This is a genomic window from Bacillota bacterium (genome assembly GCA_018818595.1).
Lineage (GTDB): Bacteria > Bacillota_I > Bacilli_A > Izemoplasmatales > Hujiaoplasmataceae > JAHIRM01.
This window is the reverse complement of sequence record JAHIRM010000022.1, coordinates 1-12220: the sequence shown is the minus strand read 5'-3', so window position 1 is coordinate 12220 and position 12220 is coordinate 1. Positions and strand designations below refer to the sequence as shown.

Here is a 12220-nt window from a genome sequence, read left to right as displayed (position 1 = left end):
TGAAGATACATTTTCTTTTAATTGTGTTTCGTATTCTTTACGATTCTTTTTTTCTTGAACTCTTTTTAAGGAAACGACTAATTTCCATTCTTTAGCAAAGAAAGACAAAACTTCAACGGTTAAAACATCTCCGATTTTCAAAACATCTTCCATTCGGTTCACTCGATCATCTTGAATTTCACCAATAGGTAAAAAGCCTTCTACTTCAGCAATTTCTACAATGGCGCCTTTTTCAACAAACGATTTAACGGTTGCTGAAACAAGCTCACCAACTTTTAATTTTAAGTCGGCCCAAGGATTATATTGTAAGTGCTTTTTAGATAGAGTAAATTGTTGTTTTGCTGGATTAATGCTAGTAATTTCTACTTCAATTAGACTTCCTACTTCGACTTTGCCAGCTAAATTATCTTGAGGATCCCAAGAATAATCAAAACGATTTAACAATCCAGAAATCTCACGTTCGATTTCTAAAAGCATTCCAAATTGCATTTTTTTAACAACTGTTCCCGTTACTTTATCGCCAACTTTATATTTTTCTAGAAATACATTCCAAGGGTTTTCTTGAAGTGCTTTCATGGAAAGACTTACTCTTTTTCCTGAAATTTTAATTAATTTAGCGGTTACTTCATCTCCAATAGATAAAACATCAGTAACATGTTTGATATGATATTGAGATAACTCGCTTATATGAATTAATCCTTCAAGGTGATCGCTTAATTTAACAAAGGCACCAAAATCAGTAATGTTTGATACAATACCTTTTACAACTTCTCCTACAACCAAAGCTTTAAGTTCTGTTTTTTCTTGAGCTTTCAAATCATCAAATAAAAGTTGCTTTCTATTGACAATAAATTTATCTTTTCCGCGTTCTTTACGGATTTCAATGATTTTAACTAATAAATCTTGACCAACTAAAGCTTGTTTTTGTTCTGCATTTAATTCGGATATATCAATTAAAGAATTCGGTAAAAAAAGTTCAATCGAATGATAATCAAGTTCAATTCCACCAGGATTTAATCTTTTTACTTTAGCCAAAACATTTGAATTGATCAAAAGTTCATCTTTATATTTATCACGAATTGCGATTTTTTCTAGATCAAGACGAGATAATAGTAATATATTGTTATTGTCTCCGTGACTGATTTTCGTAACTTTAGCTTTAATTTCATCACCTATTTTAAAAAGTTCATTTGCATCCGCAATTTTTTTTGAAGTCAAATGATTTTTATAAATGGTGCCCTCAAACATATAACCTACATCAACTAAAACTTCTTCTTGAGTAACTCTTACAACTGTCCCAGTAAGGATATCCCCTACTTTTGGAATATTAATTTCCACAAAACCCACTCTCCTTCGTATGTAATATTTCTATAAACATTTCATAAATTTTATTTGCTACTGTTTCTGTATTTAAATTGGACGTATCCAAATAAATGGCATCTTTTGCTTGAATCAATGGATTATAACTACGACTAGAATCAATTTTATCACGACGTTGAATCTCTTTCATTAAAAGCTCATAGTTACTTTCAATTCCTAAAGATAAATTTTCTTCATGTCTTCTTTTTGCTCTTTCTTCTACGGATGCGCTTAAATAAACTTTTAAATCAGCTTGAGGGAGCACGATGGTTCCTATATCTCTGCCATCCATGACGACGTTAGCATCTTTGGCTATATCTTGTTGCAAAGAAACAAGTTTGTTCCGAACTGGAACATGACTTGCCACAATGGAAACATTATTTGATACTAGATTAGATCGAATACTCGAAGTAACATCTTGGCCATCCATAAATAAAATACCATCTTTAAACTCCATTGTCGTTTGATTTAGAAAATCAAATTCACTTGGGTTATTTAGATTAATATTTAATTTTATTGCCTTGTAAGTTGTTGCTCGATACATTGCACCAGTGTCAATATAAATAAACCCTAGTTTTTTTGCAATGATTTTTGCAACAGTAGATTTGCCAGCTCCTGCTGGACCATCAATTGCCAAAGCAAAATATCTCATATTTCCACCTCTCAACTCTTAACATTATATCACAAATTGCTGTTTTTAGCACAAATTTTTGCTTTACTTTCCATGAAGACTAAAATTCCATAATTGTTTGATTTCATGTGGTTTTAAAACACGATAATCTCCTTGTTTTAAACCTTCAGAAGTTACCGTTCCAAAGCGATCTCTTCTAAGTTTTAAGACAGGATGATCAATAGCTTCAAACATTCGTTTGATTTGGTGGTATTTTCCTTCGGTTATGATAATTTTTACATAAGTGTTTTCTTTTTTATCGTCATATCTTACATCAAATATCTTGGATGGTATGGTGTGAAAATCACCCAAATCTAGTCCTTTGGATAATTTAGATGAATCTTCTTTTCTTAACAAGCCTTTGACCTTAACATGGTATTCTTTTTCAACTTTATAACGAGGATGGATTAAAGCATTCATAAAATCGCCATCATTGGTTAAAAGTAATACGCCTGAAGTATCATAATCAAGTCGTCCTATTGGGAATATTCTTTCTTTTACAGGTATTAAATCCATGATAGTTCTTCGGTTAAAATTATCATTTGTGGTTGAAAGGTATCCAGTTGGTTTGTTTAAGACAAAATATACTTTTTCTTCTTTGCTTAACAGGCTGCCATCTACTCTTACTTCATCAGATGATTCCACTTGAGTTCCAAGTTCTTTCACAACTACTCCATTGACAGATACTCGGCCATCCACAATATATTGCTCGGCTTTTCTTCTTGAGGCTATTCCTGCTTTTTGGATAATTTTTTGAAGTCTTTCCATACTTGACGCCTCCTTTTTCTTTAAAAAAGTGAGGATAGGTAAGAATCCTCACTTTAAATAGTGTCTAGTTTTTTTCTTCTAAATATTGTTTTTCAATTTTAACGGTTAATAAAACCGATTTAATTCTTCTCTTTTTGACTTTTAGAACTTCGAAAATTAGAATTTCTACGTCTTCATTAATCAATTCGCTTAAATCGTTATAGACTTGATTCACAGCGATTTCATATTCTATTTTTTCTCCCACTTCAGGAATGTCTTGGAATTTTTCGAACAGCCATCCACCTACAGAAGTTGAATCACTAACTGGAGATACTCCTAAATTAAGATCTTCAAACAAGTCTTTTAAATCATAGTCAGCATTTACAACAAATTCATTTTCATTTTGCTTAATAATATTTTTGGTCACATCATCATGCTCATCATAGATTTCTCCAACCAATTCTTCTAAAGCGTCTTCCATGGTTACTAAACCATCGACACCACCATATTCATCTACAACAATAGCTAAATGACTGTTTTCCATTTGAAGCAATTCAATTAAAGCGTCAACTTTTGTGGTTGCTGGAATGAAGATTGGCTTTCGAAGTAATTTTTTAATATTAATATTATGACCTTTAATTAATTTTGTATAATAATCTCTTTCTGATAATACACCAACGATGTTATCATAATTCCCATCAAATACAGGAATTCGAGAGAATTTATTTTTAAAGAATACATCAGTGATTTGATCGACATCATCTGAAATATCAATGGCAACCATATCGACTCTTGGCGTCATGATTTCTTCAACAGTAATTTCACTTAGTTCTAATACTTTTTGCAACATATCCGCTTCTTCTTCATCGATAGAACCTTCTTCTTCCATGGTATCAATAATGGTTTCGAGTTCTGATTCCGTAACGGTTAATTTTTGTTCAGTATCCATTCTCCGAACCACATGTTTGTTTAACATACGAAAAGGAAACGTAATAGGTGTCATCAATTTAATCAACAAATACAAAAATCCACTTACAAAAAGACAAATTTTATCAGGATAAGATTTCGCAAGACTTTTAGGTAAAATTTCGCCAAATATCAAAATAATAGTTGTCATAACTAATGTGTTCATTAACGTAATAATCGTATCTGAATTTGGTAAATCTCTAAAAAACCCCGTAAATAAGATAACACTAACTGTAGTCAGTGCAATATTGGATAAATTATTTCCTACTAACAAAGTAGTTAATGCTTTGTCAAAGTTTTCGACAATCCAATACGCTTTCTTTGAGCCTTTAATATTTTGATCGACCAATGTTTTAAGTTTTACTCTACCTACTGCTGAAAAAGCCATCTCAGTCATAGAAAAGAATGCTGAAGTAACCAATAATACTAGCATTAAGACAAGTAAGGTCGGATTAAATGTAACGGCTGAAAAAGAAAGCCACGTGTGACTTATTTCCAAGAAAAATCACTCCTCAAATAAAATAAACTATTTTGCTCTTGTATCATATTTCCCTGTCGCGGTCGAAACAATTACTTTATCTCCAGTTTGTACAAAGAGCGGAACTAATAAACGCAATCCTGTATTGGTCATGGCTTCTTTTGTCGCATTAGAGGTCGTATTTCCTCTGGCTCCGCCAGCCGTTTCAACAATTTCAAGTGTTACCTTGTCAGGAATTTCAAGGCCTAAAATCTCATGTTCATAAGATATAACATTAATAACCATTCCTTCGGAAAGGTAATTTAATTCATTTTCTATTTGTGATGCGTTAAGTTCGATTTGTTCGTAAGTATCTGTATTCATAAACACATGTACATCAGAGGAAGCGTATAGATATTGCATAGCAGACTTATCAATGTTTGCTTGATTCATACTGAGTCCTGCATTAAATGTTTTATCAATAACTGAATTGGTTCTAAGGTTTCGAAGTTTTGTTCTTACAAACGCACTTCCTTTTCCCGGTTTTACATGTTGAAATTCGATAACAGAATAAATATTCCCTTCGTACTCAATTGTAAGACCTGTTTTGAAATCATTGGTGCTAATCATATTATTTCCTCCTAATACCGCCTCGAAAAGTAGTATGTCTATTATATCACAGTATATTATAATACAAAAATCAGTTGTTGACAATAGAAAACAACTCTACTATAATTATAAGTAGTTTTTTAAAGGGTGTGACATTATGTATTTTTTATCAATTATGGAATGGGTTCTACCTATTGGACTTGGATTAATCATCGGTCTTTTAGTTGCTTCAAGAAAATCCCATGACTATTCACAATTAATTTACCTTGAAGCAGAAGAATTTCGTCAAAACATGCGAAAAGGTCAATTGCTTGATTTAAGAAAAGAGTTAGAGTATGCTAGTAAAAAGATTAATGGATCTCGTAATTTTCCTAAAAGAACTATTTTTGCTCAACTAAATAAAATCAGAAAAGACCAAGCTGTTTTCATCTATGACAATACTAGCTCATCGCTTTTAAGAAGCGTTGGGAAAAAATTAATTAAAAAAGGATATCATCCCATCTATTTACTTAAAGGTGGACTAGAAAGTTGGACTTTTAATCTAAAAGAATAATGAAAGTGTAGACATCGTCTACACTTTTTTTTCTATAAACTGTAATACTTCTTCCACTGTTGAATGAAAATCAGTTAGGTTAACTTCAAACCAATTAACTTCCATTTTATTTTTAAACCAAGTAAGTTGTCGTTTTGCATAACGTCTGGAATGGAGTTTAATATTTGCAATGGCTTCATCTTGCGTCACAGATTCATCGAAATAGTCATACAATTCTTTATAACCTATGGCCATATTACACTGGGAAGATATTTTTTTATCATAAAAAGATCTTGCTTCTTCGATTAATCCGTTTTGAACCATTCGATCCACTCTGGCTTCTATTAATTGATACATTTTCTCTCTTGAAGTTTGAAGACCAATGAGTATGACGTTTTCATAAAAAGGAAGTTTTCCTTTTTGATAAGAATCTTGATCTAGAGACTTTGCAATTTCAATACTTCTTAATAATCTTCTTCGATTTGACAAATGAACTGATTTTGCTAATTCTTCGTTTAAAGAAGTTAAAATTAACATTAATTCTTCATTGGTCATACAATCATAACAATTCATTTCGGTTGAACTTCGTTTCACACCTGGAAATTCATATTGATAAAGGACAGATTGAAGATATAAACCAGAACCACCTACGATGATAGGTGTTTTTTTTTGCGAAAGTAAAAGAGAAATTTTTTCTCTCACTAACTCTTGAAAGATCGCAACAGAAAACGAATCAGAAGGATCTAAAATGTCGATTAGATGGTGCTTAATGCCTTCCATTTCTTCTTTTTTAATTTTGGCTGTTCCAATATCTAAGCCTTTATAAAATTGCATAGAATCCGCGGAAATGATTTCTCCATCTAGTTTCTTAGCTAATTCGAGACTTAACGTCGTTTTACCCATTGCTGTAGGGCCAACAATTACTATGATCTGATTCATGGCATAATCCTTTTAAACCATTTTTCAACTTCATGATTAGAAATGGAAACGACAATCGGTCTTCCATGCGGACAAGTAAAGGGATTATGGCATAAGCGTAAATCATTCATTAAGTGAGATACTTCATTTTTCGATATAAATGCATTTGCTTTAAGAGAATGTTTGCAACTAAGCAATTTTGCAAGCTCATCTCTTATTTCCTTTATCTGTAATTTGTTAGTATTAACTACTGTTTTGACTACTTCTTCGGTATAAACAACTTCATATCCTCTTGGAAACCAACTAGGTACAGAAAAGATAGAAAAACTAGAAGATTCATCTTTTTCTAAACGAATACCAAATTCAAGAATTTGAGGCAAATAATTTATAATCTCAATCGTTTGATTGTTTGATAAATCAAGTTTCATGGGGACGAGCAAATTATAAATTTCAGAGGCAGGATGGGCCATCTTCTCTAAATACTTTTCGTATCTTATTCGTTCTGCAGCAGCATGTTGGTCAACTAAAAACAATCCTTCATCATTTTGAAAGAGTAGATAAGTACCACGGTATTGTCCAATATAATCAAAATCAGGAATTGATTTTTTAACGAATACTTTTGAAGCATCGTTATTGTTTTCCTCTAGAATTAAAGAATTTGATTTTAATGATTCATCAAAAAGAGAGGAGTTTTTAAGTGAAATATTTTTTTCAGAAGAAAAATCTATCTTTGTTTGTAAGTCATTTGAAGATTCTTGATAATAAACGGGTTGAATGACTTCAACCAATTGAAGTTTTGAGCGAATGGTATCTAAAATTAATTTTAAAAGTCTATCTTCTTCAGAAAACTTGATTTCTTGTTTAGAAGGATGAATGTTGACATCAATTAACATAGGATCGACTGTAATATTTAATAAAACGATTGGATATCGATGTTTAGAAATTAATTGATCATACGATTCAATAATTTGGTTTACAATTTTATAATTTTTAACCATTCGATGGTTAACAATGATTGTGATATAAGATTTACTTGCTCGGTTTTGTATGGGGTTTGCAAGATATCCATTGATTTCATAATCCCGATTCTTAGCATGAAATTCTGTCATGTTCTTGGCAACTTCGATGCCATAAATTTTCGCAAGAATATCAACTAAATGATTGTTTCCACTGGTTTGATATAACATCTTATTATTATTTGACAATGTAAAAGAAACTTGTGGATGACTTAAACTAAATTTATTTACAATTTCTTGAATATTAGAAAGTTCTGTTTGAGGGCTTTTCAAATACTTAAAACGGGCTGGTGTATGATAAAAAAGTCTTGTTACTTCAATCGATGTGCCTTTTCTTGCACTAGCAAAACCTTTTTCGATTAGAACTCCATCTTGATAAATGACACGATACCCTAAATCATTACCTAAAGATGTTTCAAGTTCAACTCTAGAAATAGATGCAATTGAAGGCAATGCTTCACCTCTAAATCCAAGCGAATGGATATGAAATAAATCATATTCGGTCTTGATTTTCGAAGTTGCGTGTCTCTCAAAAGATAGAAGAGCATCTTCTAAATCCATACCGGTACCATTATCAGAGACTTTAATATTTTTGAGTCCTGAATCTTCTAAAGAAATATCAACAGTTGTGGCTAATGCATCAAGTGAATTTTCAACTAATTCCTTGACAACATTACTAATTCTTTCAACAACTTCTCCTGCCGCAATCATATTCGATAGTTTAGAATCAAGTCTAATAATTTTACCCATGTATTTCACCTCACAGTCTTATGAATAAAGTCCGGTTATGGACTTTATTTAGGATTTGTTTTTTTAATTTCTTCGATAACATCAGATAAGATATTCATCGCTTTTAAAGGCGTATTTCATTTAAATCAATTGTTTGAAGTTGTTCAATGATTGATAAGTATTTATCTGACTCCTCTTCTTCAATCTCAAGAGCGTTTTCGTAGTTGAATAAATCAAGGGTTTGTGGCTTAATGACATTGTAACCATGATTCTTCTCTAGTTCTAGAAGAATGGTTTTAGCTCGGTTAATTAAACCCAAAGGAAGATGAGCAAGTTTAGCTACGTGAATTCCATATGATTTGTCAGTTGGACCATCTACAACTTTATGTAAAAAGACAATATTTCCTTTTTCTTCTTTTGCTAAAACGTGGACATTATGTAACGATTCTAATTGTTCTTCTAAATAGGTTAATTCGTGGTAGTGAGTAGAAAACAATATTTTACAATGAAGTTTATGATGGCAATACTCGATAATCGATTGAGCTAAAGCCATTCCATCATAAGTAGCAGTTCCTCTACCGATTTCATCGAATAAAATTAAACTGTTTGAAGTAACGTTTTGTAAAGCATAATTTACTTCTAGCATTTCAACCATAAAAGTAGATTTCCCAGTTGTTAAATCATCACTTGCTCCAATCCGGGTAAATATTTGGTCGAAAATGGGGAGCTTAGCGCTTTCTGCTGGGATAAAGCATCCCATTTGCATCATAATAATAATCAATGCAAGTTGACGCATATAAGTCGATTTACCTGACATATTAGGACCAGTAATTAACAAAATATTGGTCGAATTATCCATAAATAGACTGTTTTCGACATAAGAACCGTTTTCTAATAAAACTTCTACAACAGGATGTCTTCCATTCTTAATATCGATGATTTTGTCTTCAATGATTTCAGGGCGGATGTATCTATTATTCATTGATACTACTGAAAAGGCATAAATCATATCAATTTCAGAAATGATTTTTGCTAATTCTTGTAAAGACGTCGTTTGAATTTTTGTTAATTCACGAATTTCTAAAAATAATTCATATTCTAAATGAATACTTTTCTCTTGTGCGCCAAGAATAAAAGCTTCTTTGGCTTTTAATTCTGGTGTGATAAATCTTTCTGAATTTGAAAGAGTTTGTTTTCTTTCATATCCAAAATCATCTCGTATGAAATCTAATTGCCCTTTAGTAATCTCGATATAATAACCAAAAACACGATTGTATCCTATCTTAAGTTTTTTTATGCCAGTGCGTTCTCTTTCAGATTGCTCAAAGGCTTCTAGCCATTCTTTTCCATGAAGAGAATTATATTTAATTTCATCTAAGGCTAAAGAATAATTCGGCTTGATAAATCCGCCTTCTTTTATGGATAGTGGAGGGTTTTCAATAATTGCACTTGTAATTTGATTTTCTAAAACTGAAAAATCAGTGATCTTCTCAATTAGTAAAGAAGCATAGTTATTATTTAAACGTCCCATTAATTCTTTGATAGTTGGCATAACTTTTAATGATCTTGCTAAGTTAATTAAATCCTTTGCATTGGCATTACCAAATGAAATTCTTCCGATAATTCTTTCTAAATCATAAACGACTTTTAATTGATTTTTTAAATCTTCTCTGATAATGAAATTATCGTTTAAGGCTTCAATGAGAGAGAATCGATTTTGTATTTTTTGAGAATCGATTAAAGGTCTTAATATATTTTGTTTAAGAAAACGAGAACCCATTGCTGTTTCACATCGATCTAAAAGCCAGAAAAGCGTTCCTTTTTTAGATTGTTGACGATAAGTCTCAGTTAATTCTAAGTTTTTCTTTGAATTATTATCAATTCTCAAATAAGAAGTGGATTCGAAAATTTGAACTTTTTGAAGATGCATTAATTCTTTTTTTTGAGTTTTGATTAAGTAATTAATTAATTTTGCAAATGCTTGAATTAATTCTTTATCATAGACATCCTGAACAAGATTTTTATAGTAACTTGTAAGATGACAATCATCGTTTATTGAAATTGTTAAAGAATATTGATCTAAATAAGGTTTGATATTTCGTTGTGAGAAATGAGAATCGATAATTATTTCTTTTGCATTAAGATTAAGAATTTCATTAAAGAGCAAATCGAGATCTTTTGGAGTTGTAACAATGTAGTTTTGACCGGTTGTTAAATCAGAATAGGCAAGTAAGTACTTATCTTTTCCTTCGTGAATAGCACAAATATAATTATTAGTCTTTTCATCAATGGTGCCTTCCTCTACTAATGTTCCAGGAGTCACGAGTTTTATAACATCTCGTTTTACAATACCAGTTGCAAATTTTGGGTCTTCTATTTGTTCAACAATTGCAACTTTAAATCCTTTATCAATTAATTTTTCAATGTAAAGATTTGCAGCATGGTAAGGAACACCACACATAGGCACTCTCTCTTCAACACCAGCATCTCTGCCAGTTAAGACGATTTCTAATTCTTTTGAAGCAACAATTGCATCAGAAAAGAACATTTCATAAAAGTCACCTAAGCGAAAAAAGACTATAAAATCCGTATAGTCTTTTTTGATTTCAAGATATTGTTGCATCATGGGTGTGTAACGTATTGAATCAATATTTTTCAAATATATCACCTAAATCATTTATCTTTTTAATTACCAAAATACAGGAATTCCAAATGGTGGTACACCTTCACGAATATAATACAAATACGAATATCCAACAAATCCTATAACAATTATTAATAAAGAAATGAGTAATATAGTAAAGAAGCGTTTTCTTCTTTTTTGTTTATGGTATTTTTTAATAATTAAATCAATTTTTTCATCTAGTAATTCCTTTTCTTCTTTTGTAAAATCAATATCTGCTAAAGGTTGAATCTCTATTTCTTTTTTAATTTCAGGTTTTTCAGGCTCAATAGGAGTCTCTGCCTTTTCAACTAATTTAACCTCAGAAGGTTTTACTTCAACAACATTTTCAATTTTTTCTTCAACAATTTCTTCAGGTTCTGGGGTTACAACTTCTGGTTTTGAAACAACAATTTCTTCAACAATTTCTTCTTCAAAAACAGGAGAAATTTCCTCTTCTTCAGGAGTAGGAAGTACTTCAACAGGTTTAGCTTCTTTTTGAGGAAGTTTTTGAACTGGAACCTCTTCTAAATCGACTTCAATAACAGGAATGTCTTGGTCATTTGCAACAAATTCAATTGCTTCAATTTGAACGCTATCTAGTTCTTCCATAAGAGGAACTTTATAATCATGATTGTCTTTCATAATTTCTTGATGATACATGTTTAAAGCGAAAATCAAATATTCAACCATATCACTTTTTTTCAAATCAATGGAAATATTAAATCCTTTTTCTTTAGCATAAATTTCTAATTCTAAAACTGATTTAGCATGAAGTAATTCAGATTCTTCTTCAGTAAGCCGAAAACGTGCAGCCAAAATTTCGATTAATTTACCTTTGTTAATTCTTCTTGGAACTTTCACACTGTACTTTTCACCTAGTCCTTTTAAATCACCTAAGGTGCAAGAGTGGACTAAAACATCTTTTAAAATCTTTAAGCTTACTCCATCTAAATATCCGACAGGTTCGTAAAAAACCATACCAAAAAGGGACATGAAGTCAAGATATTTTATTTTTTCAAAATCAACAGTATATTTATATTTAAGTTTTTCTAGTTCATCAAAAAAGTTGTTTTTTAAATTATATAAATTGCGATTTAAAAACAAGAAATTAAAAAAGATTTCTTTATAATGAGCAGCGTCAAAATCAAGATTGTAATCACTCATTAACTTTTCTAGTAGAAAGATTGAATAATCCTTATAGCCTCTTAACCGGTATTTCAACTCATCCGTATAGGTTTGATATAATTTGGTTTGAAACACTTTAGGATACATCGTTTCTCGTAAAATGAAACGATGTACGTAAAATGGGATTTTAATTTTAAATTGAACGATTAATGAAAGCAGATCTTCTGTGGGGATTACAGATAGCGTTTTTGAGTAAGCAAAATATTCTTCATTTGTTTTGAATTTACTCATGGTCTCACCCTTTTCTACAAATATAATTATATACTACTATATTCTTTTATATTTTTCAAGTGTTAATACAGAAAATTTGGCGATTTCCTTGTTTTTTTTTTTTTTTGAAAAATTGAATAAAAAAATTTTGTTTTTT

General features: G+C 30.9%; 9 protein-coding genes and 1 pseudogene. 1 reads left to right on the top strand and 9 read right to left on the bottom strand.

Annotated elements, in window-relative coordinates; translation table 11 throughout:
* The 5 genes from KJ971_04700 to efp all read right to left on the bottom strand — a co-directional run.
* Positions 1–1338, bottom strand: a 1338-nt coding sequence (locus tag KJ971_04700) for a S1 RNA-binding domain-containing protein (GenBank protein ID MBU1145138.1), incomplete at its 3' end; no start/stop codon positions are given.
* Entirely contained in the window at positions 1328–2011 is a 684-nt protein-coding gene (cmk, locus tag KJ971_04695) for a (d)CMP kinase (protein MBU1145137.1), read from the bottom strand. The genes KJ971_04700 and cmk, both read right to left, overlap by 11 nt.
* Positions 2012–2074: 63 nt before the next feature.
* On the bottom strand, positions 2075–2797 hold the full coding sequence (locus KJ971_04690; GenBank protein MBU1145136.1) for an rRNA pseudouridine synthase: 723 nt from the start codon (positions 2795–2797) through the stop codon (positions 2075–2077).
* Between the two features lie 64 nt (positions 2798–2861).
* On the bottom strand, positions 2862–4241 hold the full coding sequence (locus KJ971_04685; protein MBU1145135.1) for a hemolysin family protein: 1380 nt from the start codon (positions 4239–4241) through the stop codon (positions 2862–2864).
* 27 nt (positions 4242–4268) lie between these two features.
* Complete coding sequence (efp, locus tag KJ971_04680) at positions 4269–4829, bottom strand: elongation factor P (protein MBU1145134.1); 561 nt, start codon at positions 4827–4829, stop codon at positions 4269–4271.
* 136 nt (positions 4830–4965) lie between these two features.
* Here efp and KJ971_04675 point away from each other — a divergent pair, with 136 nt between their 5' ends.
* Positions 4966–5361: a rhodanese-like domain-containing protein gene (locus KJ971_04675; protein ID MBU1145133.1), complete on the top strand. Its 396-nt coding sequence runs from the start codon at positions 4966–4968 to the stop codon at positions 5359–5361.
* An 18-nt stretch (positions 5362–5379) separates the two neighbouring features.
* Here the strand turns inward: KJ971_04675 and miaA are convergent, their stop codons facing one another.
* From miaA to KJ971_04655, 4 genes and pseudogenes are all read right to left on the bottom strand, one after another.
* Positions 5380–6279, bottom strand: a complete 900-nt coding sequence (gene miaA, locus KJ971_04670; GenBank protein MBU1145132.1) for a tRNA (adenosine(37)-N6)-dimethylallyltransferase MiaA — start codon at positions 6277–6279, stop codon at positions 5380–5382.
* The gene (gene mutL / locus KJ971_04665) at positions 6276–8024 is read right to left on the bottom strand and encodes a DNA mismatch repair endonuclease MutL (protein MBU1145131.1); all 1749 of its coding nucleotides are present in this window, start codon (positions 8022–8024) and stop codon (positions 6276–6278) included. The genes miaA and mutL overlap by 4 nt, the downstream gene beginning before the upstream one ends.
* Positions 8025–8068: 44 nt before the next feature.
* Positions 8069–10644: pseudogene (gene mutS / locus KJ971_04660) on the bottom strand (DNA mismatch repair protein MutS).
* A gap of 48 nt (positions 10645–10692) precedes the next feature.
* Positions 10693–12084, bottom strand: coding sequence for a hypothetical protein (locus tag KJ971_04655; GenBank protein ID MBU1145130.1), 1392 nt, complete (start codon positions 12082–12084; stop codon positions 10693–10695).
* Between the last annotated feature and the right edge of the window lie 136 nt (positions 12085–12220).

Excerpts from the sequence above, each read along its gene's own strand:
- cmk (MBU1145137.1), bottom strand. The coding sequence starts at position 2,011 with ATGAGATATTTTGCTTTGGCAATTGATGGTCCAGCAGGAGCTGGCAAA.
- KJ971_04690 (MBU1145136.1), bottom strand. The coding sequence starts at position 2,797 with ATGGAAAGACTTCAAAAAATTATCCAAAAAGCAGGAATAGCCTCAAGA.
- efp (MBU1145134.1), bottom strand. The coding sequence starts at position 4,829 with ATGATTAGCACCAATGATTTCAAAACAGGTCTTACAATTGAGTACGAA.
- KJ971_04675 (MBU1145133.1), top strand. The coding sequence starts at position 4,966 with ATGTATTTTTTATCAATTATGGAATGGGTTCTACCTATTGGACTTGGA.
- miaA (MBU1145132.1), bottom strand. The coding sequence starts at position 6,279 with ATGAATCAGATCATAGTAATTGTTGGCCCTACAGCAATGGGTAAAACG.
- mutL (MBU1145131.1), bottom strand. The coding sequence starts at position 8,024 with ATGGGTAAAATTATTAGACTTGATTCTAAACTATCGAATATGATTGCG.
- KJ971_04655 (MBU1145130.1), bottom strand. The coding sequence starts at position 12,084 with ATGAGTAAATTCAAAACAAATGAAGAATATTTTGCTTACTCAAAAACG.